The sequence below is a fragment of the Xanthobacter sp. AM11 genome (genome assembly GCF_047444035.1).
Taxonomy (GTDB): domain Bacteria; phylum Pseudomonadota; class Alphaproteobacteria; order Rhizobiales; family Xanthobacteraceae; genus Xanthobacter.
Genome location: NZ_JBLAOA010000001.1, coordinates 2,865,249 through 2,885,677 on the forward strand (window position 1 = coordinate 2,865,249; position 20,429 = coordinate 2,885,677).

The window sequence follows — 20,429 nt, forward strand, 5'->3', positions numbered from 1 at the left end:
CGCCCGCCGCACAGGTGGCGATGCAAGCCGTGCGGCGCGTGCGCCAGGGGCCGGGCCGTAGCCGAACTCTTGTTTCAGCCGAACTGCGCCGCCCGCTTCAGCCCGGCCGCCGCGGCGGCAAGCTCGCGCACCCTGGCGAAGTCGCCGGCCTTGATGGCGTCCGCCGGCACCACCCACGAGCCGCCCACCGCCACCACATTGGGCAGGGCCAGATAGTCCGCCACATTGGCCGGGCCGATGCCGCCGGTGGGGCAGAAGCGCAGGTGGGGCAGGGGGCCGGCGATGGATTTCAGGAAGGCGGCGCCGCCCGAGGCTTCGGCGGGGAAGAATTTCAGCACCTCGAAGCCACGCTCGGCAAGGCGCATGGCCTCGGATGCGGTGGCGCAGCCGGCCATCACCGGAATGGGGCATTCCGCGAAGGCATCCAAAAGGTTGGGCGTGGTGCCGGGGCTGACGAGGAAGGTGGCCCCGGCGGCGATGGAGCTTGCGATCTGCGCTTCGCTCACCACCGTGCCGGCGCCGACGATGGCGCCTTCCACCTCGCGCGCCACCCGCTGAATGGCATCCAGCGCCACCGGCGTGCGCAGCGTCACCTCGATGAGGGGCAGGCCGCCCTCCACCAGCGCGCGGGCCAGGGGCACCGCATCTTCGATGCGCTCGATGACGACGACGGGGACAACCGGGGCTTTCGCCACAAAGGCGAGCGGGCTCGGCAGGCTCATGACGTGTGTTCTCCCAATGCCGCCGCCGTTGAACCGCATTCCGCGGCCGCTGTCGAGTGCCATACACTGGTATGGTGGAGCGGGGAGGGGCAGCCCCGCCCCGCCATGCCCGGTGTCGCGGCCTCAGGCGACGCAGGAGAGGAAACCGGCCTCCAAAGCCTTGCCGTCCAGCTTGCGGCCGATGAAGACGATGCGGCTCGATCGCGCCTCGTCATCCTTCCAGGGGCGCTGGTGGTCGCCGTCCAGGATCATGTGGACGCCCTGGAACACGAAGCGGTCCGGGTCGTTGGCGAAGGAGAGGATGCCCTTGGAGCGCAGGATGTTGGGGCCCTCGGTGGCGACGAGATTCTGCACCCAGGGGAAGAATTTGTCCGGGTCCAGGGGCTTGTCGGTGGCAAACGACACCGATTGCATCTCCGCGTCGTGCACCGCCTTCAGGCCGTGATGGTGGTGGCCATGGTCGTGCCCATGGCCGTGCCCGTGGTCATCGCCGCAGCCGCAGTCCGGCCCGTGCTCGTGATCATGGTGGTGGTGCTCCTCCTCCTCCAGGAAGGCGGGCTCGATCTCCAGGATGCGGTCGAGGTCGAAGGCGCCCTGGTTCAGCACCCGGGAGACGTCGATCTGCGACTTCTGCGTCCGGTAGAGCTTGGCATAGGGGTTGATGCCGCGGATGCGGGCTTCCACCTCGTCCAGCTCGGCGGCGGTGACGAGATCGGTCTTGTTGAGCAGGATCACGTCGGCGAACGCCACCTGGTTCTTGGCCTCGGGCGCGTCCTTCAGCCGGTCGCTGAGCCATTTGGCGTCGGCCACCGTGACCACGGCGTCGAGCCGGGTCCTGGCCTGCACCTCCTCGTCCACGAAGAAGGTCTGGGCGACGGGCGCGGGGTCGGCAAGGCCGGTGGTCTCCACGATGATGCCGTCGAAGGCCCCCTTGCGGCGCAGCAGCCCGTCGATGACGCGGATGAGGTCGCCGCGCACGGTGCAGCACACGCAGCCGTTGTTCATCTCGAACACTTCCTCGTCGGCGCCGACCACGAGGTCGTTGTCGATGCCGATCTCGCCGAATTCGTTCACGATCACCGCGAACTTCTTGCCGTGCGGCTGGGAGAGGATGCTGTTGAGCAGCGTGGTCTTGCCTGCGCCGAGATAGCCGGTGAGGACGGTGACGGGGATCTTCTCGGCCTGCGTTTCAGCCATGGGGTCACACCTCGAATGGCGGCGGGCGGCCCGCTGCTGTCGGCCGCCGCGCCTCGTCGTCGGGAGATGCGTGCCTTCAGCTCGCCAGGGCGGCGGAAAGGGCGCGCACGTTGGAGTTCATCATGTCGATGTAGGTGCTCGCCGGGCCTTTGTCATCGGACAGGGCGTCGGAATAGAGATCGCCGCCGATCTTGGCGCCGGTTTCCTTGGCGATGCGCTGCATCAGCCGCGGGTCGGAGATGTTCTCCATGAACACGGCGGGGATCTTCTGCGCCTTGATCTGGCGGATGATGCGCGCCACGTCCTTGGCCGAGGCCTCGCTCTCGGTGGAGACGCCTTCGGGGGAGATGAGGATGAGGCCATAGGCCTCGCCGAAATAGCCGAAGGCGTCGTGCGAGGTGATGATGCGCCGCTGCGCCTCGGGAATGGCGGCGATGGCGGCCTTCACCTGCGTCTCCAGCGCGTCGAGCCTGGCGAGGTAGGCGGCGGCGTTGGCGTCATAGGTGGTGCGGCCGTCGGGATCGGCGGCGATCAGCCCGTCGCGGATGTTGGCCACATAGACCTTGGCGTTGGCGATGGACTGCCAGGCGTGGGGGTCGATGCCGCCGTGGTCGTGGCCATGCTTGTCCTTGCCATGGTCATGCTTGTCGGCGCCCTTGGCCGCGCCCTTGCCGTGGTCCTTGTCGTCGTCATCGTCCGCATCGGTGCGCGGGGTGACGCCCTTGGTGGCCACCACGATGGTGGCCTTGGTGCCGGAGGCCTTGATGAGGCGGTCCATCCAGCCCTCGAAGCCCAGGCCGTTCACGAACACCACCTTGGCCGCGGCCACGCGCTTCGCATCGGCCGGGGTGGGCTGGTAGACGTGGGCGTCGCCGTTGGGGCCGACGATGGTGGCGACGGACACGCGGTCGCCGCCCACCTGCTTCACGAAATCACCGAGGATGGAGAAGGAGGCCACCACCGGCAGCTTCCCGGCGGCCTCCGGCGCACCCTGCGCGAAGGCGGGGCCGGCCAGGGCCGCGCCGGCGAGTATGCCGAGGAGAAGGCGTCGCGTGAACATGGGCAATTCCCTTTCAGGCTTCGAGATGGCGCCGCGGCAGGATGCGGAACAGGAGGCCGCCTGCCGGGCCGAAGATCACGGCAAGTCCGTAGGCGAGGCCGGCCACCAGGATGATGGACGGCCCGGACGGCGTGCCGAGGTGGTAGGAGACGAGAAGGCCGATGGTGCCCGAGACGAAGGCCACGAGGGTGGCCAGGGCCACCAGGGAGGTAAGGTCGCGGGCGAAGAAGCGCCCGGTCGCCGCCGGCAGCATCATCAGCCCCACCGCCAGCAGGGTGCCCAAAGCGTGGAAACCGCCCACCAGGTTCATCACCACCAGCGACAGGAAGGCGATGTGGCTCACTCCGCCGGCCCGGCTCACCGAGGCCAGGAAGGTGGGGTCCACGCATTCCAGCACCAGCGGGCGCCAGATGACGGCGAGGGTGAGAAGGGTGAGGGTGCTGATGACGGCGATCAGGATGAGGGTCGCATCGTCGATGCCCAGCACGGTGCCGAACAGCACGTGCAGCAGGTCCACGTTCGAGCCCTTCAGCGACACGATGAGCACGCCAAGGGCCAAAGAGATGAGATAGAAGGCGGCGAGGGAGGCGTCTTCCTTCATGCCCGTGGCCCGCGCCACCACGCCGGCGCCCACCGCCACCAGCAGCCCGGCGGCCAGCCCGCCGGCGGTCATGGCGTAAAGGTTGAGGCCGGCGAACAGGAAGCCGATGGCCGCGCCGGGCAGGATGGCATGGGCCATGGCGTCGCCGGTCAGCGACATGCGCCGCAACATGAGGAACGCCCCGAGCGGCCCCGCCCCCAGCGACAGGGCGAACACGCCCGCCAGCGCCCGGCGCATGAATTCGAACTCCACGAAGGGAGCGATGAGGGTCTCATAGAGGTTCATTCGGGTCTCTTGCGGCCGGGTCTCTGGCGCCCGCGCCTTCTGCAGGGAGGACGGTGGTCCCGGCCCGGCCCCCATCGAGGGCTGGTGGCCGGGCATTGTCTCCGGGCGCTTCTTGGCTTGGCCGGGAGGCCGGAACCCGAGGGTTGGAGCGTGTCGGGCCGGCCTCCCGAAGAAGCCGAGCCGGCTCCCGGTCAAGCCAAGAAGCGGTGGCGGTGCCGCGCCGGCCACCAAGCGGTGACGCGCACGCAGCGCACGTGGCGGCGGCACCGTGCCGCCGGAAGGCAGGCGCAGCCGGTTCAGGCCGCGTTGGAACAGGTTCCGGCATCCTCCCGCCAGGCCTCACCGAGGCGGCGGGCCTTCAGAAGGTTGTCCGGGCCGAGGGCCTCCGGGGTGGGGCCCCAGGCCACCGGGGTGCGCGCGAGCAGCAGGGTTTCCGGGAAGGTGGCGCGCACCAGGTCGAAATCGTGCAGCACGGCGATGACGGTGCGCTTCTCCCCGTGCCAGCGGCGCACCAGGGCCACAAGGTCGGCCACGGTCTTGGCGTCGAGGGCGGTGAAGGGCTCGTCCAAAAGGATCACGCGGGCGTCCTGCAGCAGCAGGCGCGCGAACAGGGTGCGCTGCATCTGCCCGCCGGAAAGGGTGCCGATGGGCCGCGCCTCGAAGCCTTCAAGGCCCACGGCGGCGATGGCCTCCGCGATGCGCTGGCGATCGGCGCGGCCGATGCCGCCGAACAGCCCGGCCTGCCGCCACAGGCCCATGGCCACCATGTCGTAGACCTGGATGGGGAAGCTGCGGTCGATCTCCGCCCCCTGCGGCAGATAGGCGATGTCGCGCGGGGACAGGCCATGGCGGTCGATGGCGCCGCCCAGCGGGCGCAGCGCGCCGCAGATGCCCTTGAGCAAAGTGGATTTGCCGGCGCCGTTGGAGCCGCACACCGCCAGCAGCGCGCCCGCGCGCACATCGCCGGTGAGGTGATGCACCGCCGGGTGGCGCTCATAGCCCAGGGTGAGATTGCGAAAGGAAATCTGCGCGGTCATGGCTATCCCCGCACCACCAGGAAAACCGCCACCCACAGGGGAAGGAGCAGCGCCGCGACAATGCCCAGGCGCGCGGCCAGCGACAGGCGCAGCACCGAGGGGCCGATGCGTGGCCGGCGGGCGTCCCTATGCCCCGCGGCGGCGGCATGGAGATGTGCGCCGCTGTCCTGCGCGGAGGGCGCGATGGCGGGGGCGACAGGAGACGGCATGGACATGAGGGGCTCTGGAACGCTTCGGACAGGCATTCTGATATAGTGTATCAGATCGACTGTCCAGCACTCCTCGCGGCCTCGTGTCCTGCCCGTCCGGCAGCTGCCGCAGCGCGATTGTGCTGCATCTTCACCGCGCCGCCGGCCCTTTCGCCGCTCCCCCGCGGGGGCGGCCTCAGGTCCCGCCTCAGGCCCCGGCGGGGGTGTTCAGGAAGGCGCGGAAGCCGCCGTGGGCGGTGATGTCCGCCGCATCCACCAGCGCCGCCGCCTCGGCGAGGAAGCCGGTGACGCGGCTGGCGTCCTCCAGCTCCACCTGGCCGAGGCCGAGGGGCGCGGGGATGGTGGCCAGCAACTGGCCCACCCCGGCCATGGGCAGGGACCAGATTTCGCCAGCGATGGCGGCGCCGTCTGCGCACACCCGCACCACGCCCGGCCGTGGCACGGCGCCGGGCAGCAGCTTCATGCGATAGGCCGGGGCGGTGGCGGCGGTGCGCACGAAGCGCCCGCCCATGGCCTTCAGGTCGCCATTCAGCGCCATGCCGGAGAGGTGGGCGCCGAACACGCAGATGTCGAGTCGGCCCGGCTCGCTGCGCGCGGGCAGGGGCGGGGCGGGCGGCGCGGGCGCGGTGTCGGCGCCCAGCGGCAGCGCGGCGGTGGCGACGAAGGCGCGGCCGAGGGCGGCCATCTGCGCGTCCTGTCCGGCCGGCGCCAGAAAGGTGATGCCATAGGGCACCGCGTTGGGCGCGATGGCGGCCGGCACGGCAATGCCGCACAGGTCCATGAGATTGACGAAATTGGTGTAGGTGCCATTGCGCGAATTGAGGCGGATGGGGTCGGCCAGCACCTGCGCCACCGTATAGGCCGAGGGCGCGGTGGGCAGCACCAGCGCGTCGATGCCGGCCAGGGTGGGCGCCACCTGCGCCCGCAATTCCTTCAGCCGGTACAGGGCGCGGAAGGCGTCCGCGGCGCTCGCCTTGCCGCCGGGCTCGGTGATGGCGCGGGTGACCTCGTGCACCGCCTGCGGATCGGTGGTGAGCAGCTTTTCCGCCACGATCCAGCGCTCCGCCACCCAGGGCCCCTCATAAAGCAGACGGGCAGTCTCGGCGAAGGGGGCGAAGTCGATCTCCTTCAGCACGGCGCCCATGGTGCCAAGGCGCGCAAGCGCGTCGGCATAGGCGCGGGCGGCCGCGTCGTCGCCGAAGAATTCGCGCTGGCCTGGCGCCAGCACCCCCAGCACCGGCACCGGCGGCGCGGCGCACAGGGGCGCCAGGGGCAGGTCGCGGGAATAGGCATCCTGCGGATCGAAGCCGGACATCACCTCCAGCACCGCCATGGTGTCGTCCACCGTGAGGGCGAAGACGGAGATGCAGTCGAGGGTCCGGCAGGCGGGCACGAGGCCGGTGTTGGGCACAAGGCCCAGGGAGGGCTTCAGGCCCACGATGTTGTTCAGCATGGCCGGCACCCGCCCCGAGCCCGCCGTGTCGGTGCCCAGCGCAACCGGCACGATGCCCGCCGCCACCGCCACCGCCGAGCCGGAGGAGGAGCCCCCCGGCACCAGCTGCGGATTGAACGCGTTGCGCGGAATGCCATAAGGCGAGCGCACGCCCACGAGGCCGGTGGCGAACTGGTCCAGATTGGTCTTGCCGATGATGAGGGCGCCGGCCGCCTTCAGCCGCGCCACGGCGGTGGCGTCGTGCTCCGGCACATAAGCGAAGGCGGGGCAGGCGGCGGTGGTGGGCAGGCCGGCAACGTCGATGTTGTCCTTCACCGCCACCGGGATGCCGTAGAGGGGAAGGGCCGTGTTCCCCGCCGCCGCCAGCGCCGCGGCGTCTGCCAGCACCGCGGCTTCCGGGCGCAGGGTGATGAACATGGCCGGATCGTCGTGCTGCGCGATCCGGGCGTAGACGCCGCGCACCGTCTCGGCGACGGAACGGGCGCCGGACCTGTGGGCGGAAAGAAGGCTGGCGACGGTCTGCATGGAAGGCCCGCATCTGTGCCGCACCGGCGCGGCAGCAGGGAGCTAGCAGGAAACGCGCCAATTGTATGCAATTTTATGAAGTGTGTTTTATATCAATGATATGACTGAAAATGAAACGCCCACCGCGGCTTGTGTCCGGCCGTGGCGGGCGGTGTTTGAGGCGGTGTGTGCACAAAATTAGTGCAGCCTAGTCGGATCGCGCGCTAGAGCACGCGCCGACCAGCTTGCACCGCAAGCTGGTCGGATAACGCGTTCTCTATCCTTAAGTGAGCGGGCGATTGACCGATCAAATTGACTCAATTTGATCGGATCGCGCCCTAACGCACCGGCTCGGACGGGGTGCGGCCGGGCGGGGTTTCCGGCGAGGTGGTCAGCGGCGGCGGGTTGCCGCTGGGGGTGGTGATGTTCTCCGGCGCGGTCTCGCTCGGCTCCGGGCCGCCGCGGTTGGAGAAGAGGCTCGCCGAGAACAGGGCCAGGACGAGCACCAGGCCTGCGGCGATGAGCACGGCATTGCGGGGCATGGGGGCTCCTCGTGTCGGGTCGTCCCCAAGACAACGCAGGCGCCCCCTTGTGGTTCGATCGCCCCCGCTCAGTCGCGGAACACCACCGTGCGCGTGCCGTTCAGGAGAACCCGGTCCTCCACATGCCAGGCGATGGCGCGGGCCAGCACCCGGCGTTCGATGTCGCGGCCCTTGCGCACCAGGTCGTCGGGGGAATCCTGATGGGAGATGCGCTCCACGTCCTGCTCGATGATCGGCCCCTCGTCCAGGTCGGAGGTGACGTAATGGGCGGTCGCGCCCATCAGCTTCACGCCGCGCGCATGGGCCTGGTGATAGGGCTTGGCGCCCTTGAACCCGGGCAGGAAGGAATGGTGGATGTTGATGCACTTGCCCGACAGCTTGGCGGAGAGCCCGTCCGAGAGCACCTGCATGTAGCGCGCGAGCACCGCGAGTTCCGAGCGGCTCTGCTGGAAGATCTCCCAGATCTGCGTCTCCTGCTCCAGCTTGGTGGCCTTGGTGACCGGCAGATAGTGGAAGGGGATGCCGTCGAAATCGAGATGGGCGTAAGTCTCGCGCGGGTGGTTGGAGACGATGCCGGTGATCTCCATGGCAATCTCGCCGATGCGCCAGCGATAGAGCAGGTCGGCCAGGCAGTGGTCGAACTTCGACACCAGCAGCAGCACCCGCCGCTTCTCCGCCTGCGGGCGCAGGGTCCAGGTGAGGGAGAAGCCCTGCGCCACCGTGGCGAAGCCGTCGCGGATCTCGTCGAGGCCGGCAGGGCCCTCCACCACGTTGAACACCACGCGCATGAAGAAGCGGCCGGTCTCGGTGGCGTCGTATTGCTGCGCCTCCAGGATGTTGCAGCCCTTCTCGAACAGGAAGGTGGAAACCCCCGCCACGATGCCCGGCCGGTTGGGGCAGGAGAGGGTGAGAATGAAATGATCGCTCGGCGTGGTCATCTTGCTTAGGCTTCTCGGCTGGCGCGGCGTGCGACGGGCGCAGGCGGGCGCGCGTGAAGGAAAACAGGGCGGAAAAGGCGGGGCGCGCGCCGCGCTGCGGTCAACCTCGCCCGGTGCCGGCGAGGGCGAAGCCGTATTCGGCCGCCGCGGCGCACAGCGCCCGCAGGACGGCCGGCGCGAACGAGCGCGGCACGGCGAAGCGGAACACCGGCGCGGCATCGGCCAGCCAGAAGGTCACGCCCGCATGGGCGGCCAGGGTGGTGGCCGCATCCCCCGCGCGGAACGCCGACGGGTGGAGGTCCACCGCCACGCATTTGGCCAAGGCGTCGCGCGCCTTCGCGCCGGAAATATCGAACACCAGGTTGGCGTCGCTCTGGTCGGTGACGGCGGCAAGGTCTGCGGCCAGGGCGGCGAGGCGGGAGCGCAGCGCGGCGCCGCCGGTTTCGGGCGCGAACACCAGCCAGCGGCCGGGGCCGGTGCCCACCGCCTCCAGCCCCGCCCCGGCGTAAAGGCGCGGCGCGTCGGCGAGGGGCAGGCCGGCGGCGGCGCAGGCCGCGGCGAGGCGGCCGGCGGCGCCCCTGCGGGCCACCAGCGTGGCGGCGGCAAGGCCCTCCACCAGCCGCGCGGACACGCCGGCGGCGCCATCGGCCCCATAGTGGCCTTCCGGCAGGAGGCGGGTGGGCGCGAGGTGTGCGATGAGGTCAGCCACGCTGCTTCTCCCCTTCCGGGTCAACGAATGCGGGAGAGCACACCTCGACCGCCATGTCACCGCCCCGCACCGGGTCATAGGCGCGCACCGTCTCGCCCAGGCGCGCGGGTCCGCGCTTCAGCAGGCCGAGGCCGATGGCGTGGCCGAGGGTGGGGGAAAAGGCCACCGAGGTGATGTATCCCTCGTCATTGGCGGTGGTGGGCGCCGCGCCGGGGCTGAGCAGGATGGCGCCGGCCCGCAGCCGGGCGCCGCGGTCCACCGGCCGCAGGCCCACCAAGGCGGGCCGGTCGGGATCGGCGATGCCGGGGCGCGCCGCCATGACGCGGCCGATGTGGTCCTTCCTGGTGGAGGCCATGCGTCCCAGCCCCAGGTCGCGGGCGCTGGTGCGCCCGCTCAGCTCGTTGCCGGAGACGTGCCCCTTCTCGATGCGCATCACCCCCAGCGCCTCGGTGCCGTAGGGGGTGATGCCGAACGGTTCGCCCGCCGCCATCAGCGCCCGCATGAGGGCCTCGCCGTGCCGCGCCGGCACCGCGATTTCATAGCCCAGCTCGCCGGAGAAGGAGAGGCGGAAGATGCGTGCCGCCACGCCGCCCATCACCGTGCCCTCCACCGCGCCCATGAAGGGCAAAGCGGCGTTGGAGACGTCGCGCCCGTCGGCGATCCGCGCCAGCACCTCCCGGGCGCGGGGGCCGGATATGGCGATCTGCGCCCATTGCTCGGACACCGAGGCCAGCGCCACGTCCAGCTCCGGCCACAGCACCTGCAGGCAGAATTCCAGGTGCTGGAACACCTTGGCGGCGTTGGCGGTGGTCGTGGTCATCACGAAATGGTGGTCGGCGAGGCGGGCGGTGGTGCCGTCGTCCATCACCAGCCCGTCCTCGCGCAGCATCACGCCATAGCGCGCCTTGCCCACCGGCAGGGTGGAGAAGGTGTTGATGTAGACGCGATCCAGCAGGGCGCCCACGTCCGGCCCCTGGAGGTCGATCTTGCCGAAGGTGGACACGTCGATGACGCCCACCGCCGAGCGGGTGGCCATCACCTCGCGGTTCACGCTCTGCTGCCAGTCGGTTTCGCCGGGCTGCGGGAAATACTGGGCGCGCAGCCACAGGCCCGCCTCCACGAACACCGCCCCCTGCGCCTGCGCCCAGGCATGGGTGGGGGTGGGCCGCGTCGGCTTGAAATCCACGCCGCGATGGTGGCCGGCCAGCGTGCCGAGGGCCACCGGCGTGTAGGGCGGGCGGAACAGGGTGGTGCCGGTGGTGGGAATGGACTGCCCGGTCAGCTCGGCCATGATGGCGAGGCCGGCCATGTTGGAGGTCTTGCCCTGGTCGGTGGCCATGCCCAGCGTGGTGTAGCGCTTCAGCAGCTCCACCGCGCGGAAGCCCTCAAGGTGGGCGATGGCCACATCCTTGGCGCTCACGTCGTTCTGCAGGTCCACGAAGGCGAGGTCGCCCTTGGCCTTCACCTGCCAGAAGGAGGCAAGGCCGGCGGGGGTTTCGTCCGCCACCGGGGCGGGGGCGGGGGTGGCGGCAAAGCCGGCGTCGGCCGCGGCGGCGGCGCCGGCCGCGGTGCCGTCGGCCAGGCAGCGCGCCAGCGTTCCGCGCCCGGCCACGGCGCCGGCCACCGCCATGCCCGGGGGCAGGGCGCCGGGCACGAAGGCGGCGATGTCCTCCTGCCAGCGGGGCTTGCCGCCCATATGGCAGGCGAGGTTGACATTGGGCGTGGCGCCGCCGGAAACGCCGAGCGCCTCCACCGCCAGCCGCTCGCTTCCCCCCGGGGTGCGGACGGTGATGGACGACAGGCACTTGCCGGACGTGGCCACCACCTCGCCCGAGGCGATGAGGCGGACCCCCAGCGCCTTCGCCCGCGCCGCCAGCCCCTCCGCCACGGCGGGCCGCACGTCGATGAGGGCTTCCAGCCGCAGGCCCGCGGCGGCGGCATCCAGCGCGGCGGCGACGGCATGGTCGTTGTTGCAGAACACGGCGGCGCTGGCCCCGGCGCCGACGCCGTAGCGGTTGGCATAGGTGGCCAAAGCGAGGGCGGACATGACCCCCGGCCGGTCGTTGCCGGGAAACACGATGGGCCGGTCGAAGGCGCCCGCCGCCAGCACGCAGCGCTTCGCCACGATGCGCCACAGGCGCTGGCGCGGCTGGAACGGGGCGGGCACCGGCAGATGGTCGGCCATGCGTTCCACGGCGCCATATTCGCCGCCGTCATAGGCACCGAATACGGTGGTGCGGGGCATGAGGCGCACCTGGGGCAGGCTCGAAAGCTCGGCTTCGGCCTTGGCCACGAAATCCAGCGCCGGGGCGTCGTCGATGGTGGCGCGCTCGGCCAGCAGCCGCCCGCCCAGGCGGAAATCCTCCTCCGCCAGGATCACCCGCGCCCCGGCGCGCCCGGCGGCGAGGGCGGCGGCAAGGCCCGCCGCGCCGGAGCCGATGACCAGCACGTCACAGAAGGCCGTCGCCTTCTCATACGTGTCCGGGTCCGGCGCATCGGCGGCGCGGCCGAGGCCGGCGGCACGCCGGATCATGGGCTCGTAGACCTTTTCCCAGAAGGCGGCGGGCCACATGAAGGTCTTGTAGTAGAAGCCGGCGCCGAGGACCGGCGCGGCGAGGCGGTTCACGCTCAGCAGGTCGAAGGCGAGGGAGGGCCAGCGGTTCTGGCTGGCCGCCTCCAGCCCGTCGAACACTTCCACCGTGGTGGCGCGGGTGTTGGGCTCGCGCCGGGCGCCGCTGCGCAGCTCCACCAGAGCGTTGGGCTCCTCGGAGCCGGCGGTCACCACGCCGCGCGGACGGTGATATTTGAACGAGCGGCCCATGAGGCGCACGCCATTGGCCAGCAGGGCCGAGGCCAGCGTGTCGCCGGGGTGGCCGCTGTAGCGCCGGCCGTCGAAGGTGAAGGAAAGGGTGCGGCTGCGGTCGATGAGCCCGCCTGCGGAAAGCCTCGTCATTCGGCCGCCTCCGTGCGGGTGAATCTCACCGCGGTGATGTCGTGGGTGCGGGTGTCGCGCGTCACCGTCAGCCAGCGGCGGCAGCCGCCGGCGTGGTACCACAGCTCCTCCATCACGCCGGCGATGTTGTCGCGCTCGTGGAGATAGGCGTGGAAGGCGTCCGCATCCGCCGTGTCCGGCCGTTTCGGCGCGGCATCGCCGAGATAGGCGAATTCGTGGGACGACCTCGCGCCGCAATAGGGACAGGTGATGCGCATGGGTCAGGTCCGGCTGGGGTGGTGGGGATGGAATGGCAGGCGGGTTTCACGCGCTGCCCGCCGCCGTCGCCCTCCGGCTTGACCGGAGGGCCCATGCGCGGGCCGGACGCGGTGTCCGGCGGAGAGATGGGGGCTCCGGTCAAGCCGGAGCACGACGGCTTTTGCGTCCGTCGCCTTCAATGCAGGTTCGGCTGGGGGCCGACTCCCTTTTCGTCGATCACATGGCCGGAGCGGAAGCGGTCCAGCCGGAAGGCGGCGTTGAGGGGGTGGGCCTCCTCCCGCGCGATGGTGTGGGCGAAGCACCAGCCCGAGGCCGGGGTTGCCTTGAAGCCCCCGTAGTTCCACGCGGTGTTGAGATAGAGCCCGGGCAACGGACCCACGTCGATGATGGGCGAGCCGTCCATGGACATGTCCACGAGGCCGCCCCAGGACCTGAGCATCCGCAGCCGGCCGATGCGGGGCATGATGGCCATTCCGCCCTCGGCCACATCCTCCACCACCGGCAGGTTGCCGCGCTGGGCATAGGAATTGTAGCCCTCGATGTCGCCGCCGAAGACGAGGCCGCCCTTGTCCGACTGGCTGACGTAGAAATGCCCCATGCCGAAGGTGATGACCCCCGGCACCAGCGGCTTCAGTCCCTCGGAGACGAAGGCCTGCAATGCATGGCTCTCGATGGGCAGGCGCAGGCCGAGATGGCGGGCGAGGCGCGAGGTGGAGCCGGCCACCGCCAGGCCCACCTTTCCGGCGCGGATGGGGCCGCGGGTGGTTTCCACCCCCACCACCGCCTCGCCCGCACGCAGGAAGCCGGTGACCTCGCAATTCTGCACGATGTCCACGCCCAGCCGGTCGGCGCCGCGGGCATAGCCCCACACCACCGCATCATGGCGCGCGGTGCCGGCGCGGGCCTGCAGGAGCCCGCCGCGGATGGGAAAGCGGGAATTGTCGAAATCGAGGAAGGGACACAGCGCCTGCACCTGGCCGCGGTCCAGAAGCTCGGCATCGGCGCCGGCAAGGCGCATGGCATTGCCGCGCCGCGCATAGGCGTCGCGCTGGGCATCGGAATGGTAGAGGTTGATGATGCCGCGCTGGGAAACCATGGCGTTGTAGTTGAGCTCCTGCTCCAGCCCCTCCCACAATTTCATGGACCATTCGTAGAACGGCTCGTTGCCCGGCAGCAGGTAGTTCGACCGGATGATGGTGGTGTTGCGCCCGGCATTGCCGGAGCCGATATGGCCCTTCTCCAGCACCGCCACGTTGCGGATGCCGTGCTCCTTGGCGAGGTAATAGGCGGTGGCGAGCCCATGGCCGCCGCCGCCGACGATGATCACGTCATAGGCCGGCTGCGGCGCGCCATCGCGCCAGGCCGGGACCCAGCCGGTCTGGCCGTTGAGCGCGTTGGCGATGAGGCTCAGGACGGAATAGCGGGACATGGGCGCTCACTGGAACGGGCGCGCCGGGACCGGCGCGGCGGCGGGGCAAACCCCGTGACCCTCTATATCTCGCTGGCAAACGAGGGTTAATATAAATCCTGCTTATAGTAGGGAGCGTGCGCCGTGCGGGAGCTTTTGCCGTTCGATCTCAAGACCCTGGAGATCTTCCTCGCGGTCTGCGAGGCGGGGGCCATGGCCGGGGCGGCGCGGCGGCTGGGGCTGACCCAGCCGGCGGTTTCGCAGGCGGTGGCGGAACTGGAGGGGCGCATGGGGCTTGCCCTGTTCGACCGCTCGGTGCGGCCGCTTGGCCTCACCGCCGCGGGCGGGGTGCTGCGGCAGAAGGCCAGCGCCCTGCTCTCCGAGGCGCGGCAGATCGTGCCCGCCCTGAAGGAGACCGAGCACGGCCGGCTGCCCCTCATCCGCGCCGGGCTGGTGGATTCCCTCACCCGCGCGCTGGCGGCGCCTTTGGCCGGGCGGCTGGCGGCGCTGGCGGAGCAGGTTTCGGTGCTCTCCGGCCTCACCGCCTCCCATGCCAGTGCGCTGCTCTCGCGCCAGCTGGACATGCTGGCGGGGGTGGACGAACTGGCGGACATCGAGGGGCTGGAGCGCTTTCCTTTGCTCACCGAACCCTATGTGCTGCTGCTGCCCGCCGGCACCGAGCCGCCGGCGCGGGTGGACGACCTCGCCCGCCTCGCCCGGCGCCTGCCGCTGGTGCGCTTCTCGGCGCGCTCCAAGACCGGGATCGAGGTGGAGCGGCATCTGCGGCGGCTGCGGCTCGACCTGCCGCGGCGGATGGAGTTCGACACGCCGCAGGGGGTGACGGCCACGGTGGCGGCGGGGGAGGGGTTTGCGGTGACGACGCCCCTGTGCATCCACGAGGCGGGGGTGGACCTGGCGCGCCTCGCCGCCGGTCCGCTGCCGGGACCGGCCTTTTCGCGCAGCCTCATCCTGGTGGCGCGGCGGCAGGAATTGGGACGCCTGCCGCGGGAGGCCGCCGCCTTCTGCCGGGAGGAGCTGGAAGCGCGGGTCCTGCCGGCGCTGCGCCCGGCCCTGCCGTGGCTCGATGCCATCGCGGTGCCCGACGGCGCGGCCGGGACAGAGCCGTAGCCCCCTCTCACGGCGCATCGCGCGGCCCTTGCGAAGGCCCGCGCGATGCCCGGTGGTGCGGGCGGGGCCAAGCCCCGCAAGATGGTGCGTACGGGCGGGGCCACGCCCCGCCCGTGGGCCACGCGGCCCGGCGCCGGCTATTCGGCCGGGGTGGCCATGGCTTCGGCGGTGTGGTCGATCTGTTCCTCGTGCAGCACCTTGTCCATGGAGATCTGCTTGGCGATGAACGCCACGAAGAACACCAGAGCGATGACGGAGAACAGCGGCTCGTATCCGGCGAAGGGATAGACCTCGGCCATCTCGGTGAGCTTGGCGAGGGAGGTGACGCCCGTATTCATTGGATTTCTCCTTGCAAGACGGTCAGAGCTTGGCTTCCCGGCGCTGGATGGCCTCGAAGGCCTCTTCCATGCCGGAGTGGTGGGGGTAGGTGGCGGGAACGTGCTTGCCGTCGAGGCCCTTCACCTCGGTGGAGGCGGGCACCCGCAGCAGGCCGGCCATGGCCAGCAGCTTCGAGATCACGTAGCCGGGGATGAAGCCGAAGCCGATGGCGAACACCAGCGAGCCGATGATGTTGCCCATGGGGGTGATGATGGGCAGGCCCTCGGCATTGACGCCGAACCAGCCCACGCCCTCGCCCAGGGTGATGAGCGCGCCGGAGGAGGGCAGCACCGCCGGATAGCCCCACAGGGCGAAGCCAGCGACGATGCCGCCGAACAGGCCGCAATAGCCGTGCACCGCGACGGCGCCCACCGCGTCGTCGATCTTGAACTTCCGCTCCACCCAATAATGCAGCTTGTAGGCCATGATGGTGCCGGCGACCGCGATCACCAAAGCGATGATGGGGTGGTAGAAGTCGTTGCCGGCGGAGGCGGAGATGAGCCCGGTCAGGCCGCCCGAATAGGTCCAGTAGGCATTGCCGTTGGAGACCATGTAAGCCGCGACCATGCCGCCGAACAGGGCAAGCAGGAAGTTCATGGTCACGCCCGACAAGGTGATCGGAACGCCATAGATGTTGGTGGCGGTGAAATAGGGCGCACCGGCGGTGCCCACGTCCACGATCGGGATGTGGCAGGCGGCATAGAAGCCCCAGAAGCCCACATAGATCATGAACAGGCCGATGGTGACGAGCCAGGGGTTGTGCGCCGGAATCTCGCGCGGCGTGCCGTCGGCGGCGAACTTGCCGATGCGCGGGCCGAGGTTGATCAGGACGCCCAGGGTCGCAAAGCCCGCCACCGAGTGCAGGACGGCGGAGCAATACTGGTCATGGAAGCCGAGATACTGGGCCATCCAGCCGTTTCCGGCCCAGGCCCAGGCGGCGGGGATGACCCAGGCGATGGCGCCCACATAGATGGCCAGGATGAAGAAGCCCGAAGTCTTGGTGCGCTCGATGAGGGCGCCGGAGACGATGGAGGCCGCGGTCATGCCGAACAGGGCGAAGGCCGCCCAGAACACGCCCGAGATGCGGTCGGTGAGGTTGGGCGCGATCTTGGTGGACCAGGGCTCGAAGCCCGTGGTGAAGGTCAGCGAGGACGTGGAGATGGGCCAGCCCTGGAAGGCGATGTAGATCCACATGCCGAACAGGAAGAAAGCCAGGCCCACCAGCGGAATCGCCATGGTGTTCTTGAGTAGCGTGTGTTGCACGTTCTTCACGCGGGCGGCACCCACCTCGTACATGCAGAAGCCGACATGAATGAAGAACATGAGGACGACCGTCAGGAAATAATAGAATTCCGTGAAGATGGTCGTCAGCGCGGCCAATTGATCCGTCATGGAGATCCCCGAACGCTGTTGCCTGTGACAGGGTGCGAGCGGCCGCCGTCATGCGGTGCCCCCCTCCGACCCTGAGTTCACTCAGGAGCAACTCTTATGCCAGAGAGTTATAATCGGCTCCCGGCCGCCCCCGCCGCCGCCCCGGAACCGGCGGGGACGGGAAAATGCGTTGATCGCGAAGGGCTTTTCGGGGCGCCATCCCGATGCAGTCCGTGCTTGCGGGGGGCGCGCGGGGCGGGGTAATGACCATTCCATGACGCAGAGGAGGACAAATCTTGCCCGCAAAAGAGGCGTCATTCCCCAGAAATCATGAAATAATGATGTAATTCAATGCTGTAGAAATGCAGGTCGGCGGCGCCAAAATGCCCAAACGACAGGCGTCCCCTCCGGGTGCGTCAGGGGCCCGCCGCCGCGCGCCAGGGGCGCGGGTTCGGGCGCGGGTTCGCCCCGGTGCCGCGCCGGCCGGCGGCGGATGGCGCGCAAGACAGAAAAAGGCCCCGGAGTGGTCTCCGGGGCCTTAAAAATGCAGCGGCTTAGAGCCTGATCCGATCAGGTTGAATCAACCTGATCGGTGAATCAGTCTCTAAATTATTGATAGAGAACGTTTTACCGCTCAGCTTGCGATGCAAGCTGAGCGGAACGTGCTCTAGAGCCTGATCCGATCAGGTTGAATCAACCTGATCGGTGAATCAGTCTCTAAATTATTGATAGAGCCGGTCGCCCGTGGGGGTCAGATGTCCAGCGTGTTGTCCCGCTCCCACTGGGTGAGGTGGCGGGAGAAGGCGTTCCATTCCTCGGTCTTCAGCTTCAGGTAGCCGGAGACGAAGGGGGTGCCGAGCCGGTCGGCGAGAACCCGCGATTTCTCCAGCGCCCGCAGGGCGTCCAGCATGTTCAGGGGCAGCCGCTTGGCGCCCTTCACCTTGTGCCCCTCGGTATACATGTTGATGTCGAGGCGCTTGCCGGGGTCACGCTCGTTGACGATGCCGTCGAGCCCCGCCGCCAGCAGGCCCGCCTGCAGCAGATAGGGGTTCGCCGCCCCGTCGGCCAGGCGGAACTCGAAGCGGCCCGCGTCGGGAATGCGGATCATGTGGGTGCGGTTGTTGCCGGTGTAGGTCACCGTATTGGGCGCCCAGGTGGCACCGGAAAGGGTGCGCGGGGCGTTGATGCGCTTGTAGGAATTCACCGTGGGATTGGTGATGGCGCACAGGGCGTCCGCATTGTGGATCAGCCCGCCGATGAAATGGTAGCCGAGCCGGGACACCCCCAGCTCGCCCTTGGGATCGGAGAAGGCATTCTTGCCCTTCTGCCACAAGGAGACATGGGCGTGGCAGCCCGAGCCGGTCAGGTTGATGAACGGCTTGGGCATGAAGGTGGCGCGCAGCCCATGCCTCTCGGCAATGGACTTCACCATGTATTTGAAGAACACGTGCCGGTCGGCGGTGAGGAGGGCGTGGTCATAGTTCCAGTTCATCTCGAACTGGCCGTTGGCGTCCTCATGGTCGTTCTGGTAGGCGCCCCAGCCCAGCTTGAGCATGGCATCGCAGATGTCCTTGATGACATCGTAGCGGCGCATCAGGGCGGACTGGTCGTAGCAGGGCTTTTCCGCAGTGTCCGAGCCGTCCGAAATGGCCTTGCCGTCGGGGCTGATGAGGAAATACTCGCATTCGACGCCGGTCTTCATGGCGTAGCCGAGGTCGGCGGCGTCGGCCAGCTGCTTCTTCAGCACCGTGCGCGGGGCCTGCGCCACCTCCTTGCCTTCCATGAACAGGTCGGCGGCGAGCCAGCCGATTTCCTCGTTCCACGGCAGCTGGATGAGGCTGGAAGGGTCCGGCACCGCGAACAGGTCCGGGTCGGCCGGCGACATGTCGAGCCAGGTGGCGAAACCGGCAAAGCCGGCCCCCTCCTTCTGCATGGGGCCGATGGCGGCGGCGGGCACCAGCTTGGCCCGCAGCGCGCCGAACAGGTCCACATAGGAGATGAGGAAATACTTGATGCCCCGCTCCTTCGCCGCCTTGGCGAGGTCGGTGCTGGCGGAGACGGCGGCGCGCCCCTCCGCCTCCCGTGCGATTTCGGCAGTGCGTCTCATGTTCGATCCCCGGAAAGGACAGGTCTTGTTTTGATTTGGCCCCGCCGGTCGAGCGGCGGGGCCGGGTCTGCGGCGGGGCGCGGCTCAGTAGCCGCCGGTCTTCCCCGGTATCCAGCTGGTGCCGGCCAGTGGCACGCCGGCCATGGCGGCGGCCTCAACCGTGAGGGCCACGAGGTCCTCCGGCTCCAGGTTGTGCACATGGCTCTTGCCGCAGGCGCGGGCGATGGTCTGCGCCTCCAGGGTCAACACCGAGAGGTAGTTGGCAAGGCGCCGGCCGGCCTTCACCGGGTCGAGCCGCGCCGCCAGCTCCGGGTCCTGGGTGGTGATGCCGGCGGGGTCGCGGCCCTCGTGCCAGTCGTCATAGGCTCCGGCGGTGGTGCCCAGCGCCTGGTATTCGTCTTCATAGTGCGGGTCGTTGTCGCCCAGCGCCACCAGTGCCGCGGTGCCGATGGCCACCGCATCCGCCCCCAGCGCCAGCGCCTTGGCCACGTCCGCGCCGGTGCGGATACCGCCGGAGACGATCAGCTGCACCTTGCGGTGCATTCCAAGGTCCTGCAGCGCCTGCACCGCCGGGCGGATGGCGGCGAGAATGGGAATGCCCACATGCTCGATGAACACGTCCTGGGTGGCCGCGGTGCCGCCCTGCATGCCGTCCAGCACCACCACGTCGGCCCCCGACTTCACCGCCAGCGCCACGTCGTAATAGGGACGGGAGGCGCCCACCTTCACATAGATGGGCTTTTCCCAATCGGTGATCTCGCGCAGTTCCTCGATCTTGATTTCCAGGTCGTCCGGCCCGGTCCAGTCGGGATGGCGGCAGGCCGAGCGCTGGTCGATGCCCTTGGGCAGGGTGCGCATGGCGGCCACGCGATCGGAAATCTTCTGCCCCAGCAGCATGCCGCCGCCGCCGGGCTTGGCGCCCTGGCCGATGACGATCTCGATGGCGTCGGCCTTGCGCAGGTCCACCGGGTTCATGCCGTAGCGCGACGGCAGATACTGGTAGACCAGGGTCTGCGACTGGCCGCGCTCCTCGGCCGTCATGCCGCCGTCGCCGGTGGTGGTGGAGGTGCCCACCGTGGAGGCGCCGCGCCCCAGCGCTTCCTTCGCCTGCGCCGAAAGGGCGCCGAAGCTCATGCCGGCGATGGTGACCGGGATCTTCAGGTGAACGGGCTTCTTCGCAAAGCGGGTGCCCAGCACCACCTCGGTGCCGCACTTCTCGCGGTAGCCTTCCAGCGGATAGCGCGACATGGAGGCGCCGAGGAACAGGAGGTCGTCGAAATGGGGCACCTTGCGCTTGGTGCCGCCGCCACGGATGTCATAGATGCCGGTGGCCGCGGCGCGACGGATTTCCGCCAGGGTGGCGGGATCGAAGGTAGCGGAGAAGCGCGGCGGCGTGCGCGGCGTGTTGCTGTGGGCGGTCATGGGGTCCTCACCCGGAACGGCGTTGATTGCGAACGGTGAACTCCCTCTCCCGCTGGCGGGGGAGGGTAGGGGAGGGGGGCGCGGTGCTGCCACGCGGCGCCGGTCCACGATCCTGGCGCCTTCCCCTCCCCGGTCCTCCCCCTCCGT

Annotated in this window: 18 protein-coding genes; 1 reads left to right on the forward strand and 17 read right to left on the reverse strand. The window is 69.5% G+C overall.

Features of this window, described 5'->3' with window-relative positions; translation table 11 throughout:
- Positions 1-74 precede the first annotated feature (74 nt).
- The 13 genes from eda to ACI7BZ_RS13260 all read right to left on the reverse strand — a co-directional run bounded on the left by eda (position 75) and on the right by ACI7BZ_RS13260 (position 13,897).
- Entirely contained in the window at positions 75-722 is a 648-nt protein-coding gene (gene eda / locus ACI7BZ_RS13200) for a bifunctional 4-hydroxy-2-oxoglutarate aldolase/2-dehydro-3-deoxy-phosphogluconate aldolase (protein WP_414117603.1), read from the reverse strand.
- Between the two features lie 123 nt (positions 723-845).
- Positions 846-1,919, reverse strand: a complete 1,074-nt coding sequence (locus tag ACI7BZ_RS13205; RefSeq protein WP_414117604.1) for a CobW family GTP-binding protein — start codon at positions 1,917-1,919, stop codon at positions 846-848.
- Between the two features lie 76 nt (positions 1,920-1,995).
- A complete protein-coding gene (locus ACI7BZ_RS13210) occupies positions 1,996-2,979 on the reverse strand; it encodes a metal ABC transporter substrate-binding protein (protein ID WP_414117605.1) in 984 nt (327 codons plus the stop codon).
- Between the two features lie 13 nt (positions 2,980-2,992).
- The gene (locus tag ACI7BZ_RS13215) at positions 2,993-3,865 is read right to left on the reverse strand and encodes a metal ABC transporter permease (protein ID WP_414117606.1); all 873 of its coding nucleotides are present in this window, start codon (positions 3,863-3,865) and stop codon (positions 2,993-2,995) included.
- 296 nt (positions 3,866-4,161) lie between these two features.
- Positions 4,162-4,902 carry a zinc ABC transporter ATP-binding protein AztA gene (aztA, locus tag ACI7BZ_RS13220; RefSeq protein ID WP_414117607.1) on the reverse strand — a complete coding sequence of 247 codons (741 nt, stop codon included), beginning with the start codon at positions 4,900-4,902 and terminating at the stop codon, positions 4,162-4,164.
- A 2-nt stretch (positions 4,903-4,904) separates the two neighbouring features.
- A complete protein-coding gene (locus ACI7BZ_RS13225) occupies positions 4,905-5,117 on the reverse strand; it encodes a hypothetical protein (RefSeq protein WP_414117608.1) in 213 nt (70 codons plus the stop codon).
- A gap of 181 nt (positions 5,118-5,298) precedes the next feature.
- Positions 5,299-7,089 (reverse strand): allophanate hydrolase, encoded by a 1,791-nt coding sequence (atzF, locus tag ACI7BZ_RS13230; RefSeq protein ID WP_414117610.1) that lies wholly within the window; start codon positions 7,087-7,089, stop codon positions 5,299-5,301.
- Between the two features lie 317 nt (positions 7,090-7,406).
- Positions 7,407-7,610, reverse strand: coding sequence for a hypothetical protein (locus ACI7BZ_RS13235; protein ID WP_414117611.1), 204 nt, complete (start codon positions 7,608-7,610; stop codon positions 7,407-7,409).
- A gap of 68 nt (positions 7,611-7,678) precedes the next feature.
- A complete protein-coding gene (gene purU, locus ACI7BZ_RS13240; protein ID WP_414117612.1) occupies positions 7,679-8,548 on the reverse strand; it encodes a formyltetrahydrofolate deformylase in 870 nt (289 codons plus the stop codon).
- Between the two features lie 100 nt (positions 8,549-8,648).
- On the reverse strand, positions 8,649-9,257 hold the full coding sequence (locus ACI7BZ_RS13245; RefSeq protein ID WP_414117613.1) for a sarcosine oxidase subunit gamma: 609 nt from the start codon (positions 9,255-9,257) through the stop codon (positions 8,649-8,651).
- A complete protein-coding gene (locus tag ACI7BZ_RS13250; protein ID WP_414117614.1) occupies positions 9,250-12,210 on the reverse strand; it encodes a sarcosine oxidase subunit alpha family protein in 2,961 nt (986 codons plus the stop codon). The genes ACI7BZ_RS13245 and ACI7BZ_RS13250 overlap by 8 nt, the downstream gene beginning before the upstream one ends.
- Positions 12,207-12,467: a sarcosine oxidase subunit delta gene (locus ACI7BZ_RS13255; protein ID WP_414117615.1), complete on the reverse strand. Its 261-nt coding sequence runs from the start codon at positions 12,465-12,467 to the stop codon at positions 12,207-12,209. Before ACI7BZ_RS13255 ends, ACI7BZ_RS13250 begins: the two co-directional genes overlap by 4 nt.
- A gap of 176 nt (positions 12,468-12,643) precedes the next feature.
- Positions 12,644-13,897, reverse strand: a complete 1,254-nt coding sequence (locus ACI7BZ_RS13260) for a sarcosine oxidase subunit beta family protein (RefSeq protein ID WP_414117616.1) — start codon at positions 13,895-13,897, stop codon at positions 12,644-12,646.
- A 123-nt stretch (positions 13,898-14,020) separates the two neighbouring features.
- Here ACI7BZ_RS13260 and ACI7BZ_RS13265 point away from each other — a divergent pair, with 123 nt between their 5' ends.
- Positions 14,021-15,004: a LysR family transcriptional regulator gene (locus tag ACI7BZ_RS13265; RefSeq protein ID WP_414117617.1), complete on the forward strand. Its 984-nt coding sequence runs from the start codon at positions 14,021-14,023 to the stop codon at positions 15,002-15,004.
- Between the two features lie 137 nt (positions 15,005-15,141).
- Here ACI7BZ_RS13265 and ACI7BZ_RS13270 read toward each other — a convergent pair whose 3' ends face one another.
- From ACI7BZ_RS13270 to ACI7BZ_RS13285, 4 genes are all read right to left on the reverse strand, one after another.
- On the reverse strand, positions 15,142-15,342 hold the full coding sequence (locus ACI7BZ_RS13270; protein ID WP_414117618.1) for a hypothetical protein: 201 nt from the start codon (positions 15,340-15,342) through the stop codon (positions 15,142-15,144).
- A 22-nt stretch (positions 15,343-15,364) separates the two neighbouring features.
- Positions 15,365-16,774, reverse strand: a complete 1,410-nt coding sequence (locus tag ACI7BZ_RS13275; protein WP_414117619.1) for an ammonium transporter — start codon at positions 16,772-16,774, stop codon at positions 15,365-15,367.
- A gap of 730 nt (positions 16,775-17,504) precedes the next feature.
- Positions 17,505-18,860 (reverse strand): type III glutamate--ammonia ligase, encoded by a 1,356-nt coding sequence (glnT, locus tag ACI7BZ_RS13280; RefSeq protein WP_414117620.1) that lies wholly within the window; start codon positions 18,858-18,860, stop codon positions 17,505-17,507.
- 84 nt (positions 18,861-18,944) lie between these two features.
- The gene (locus ACI7BZ_RS13285; RefSeq protein ID WP_414117621.1) at positions 18,945-20,282 is read right to left on the reverse strand and encodes an FMN-binding glutamate synthase family protein; all 1,338 of its coding nucleotides are present in this window, start codon (positions 20,280-20,282) and stop codon (positions 18,945-18,947) included.
- Positions 20,283-20,429: the final 147 nt, after the last annotated feature.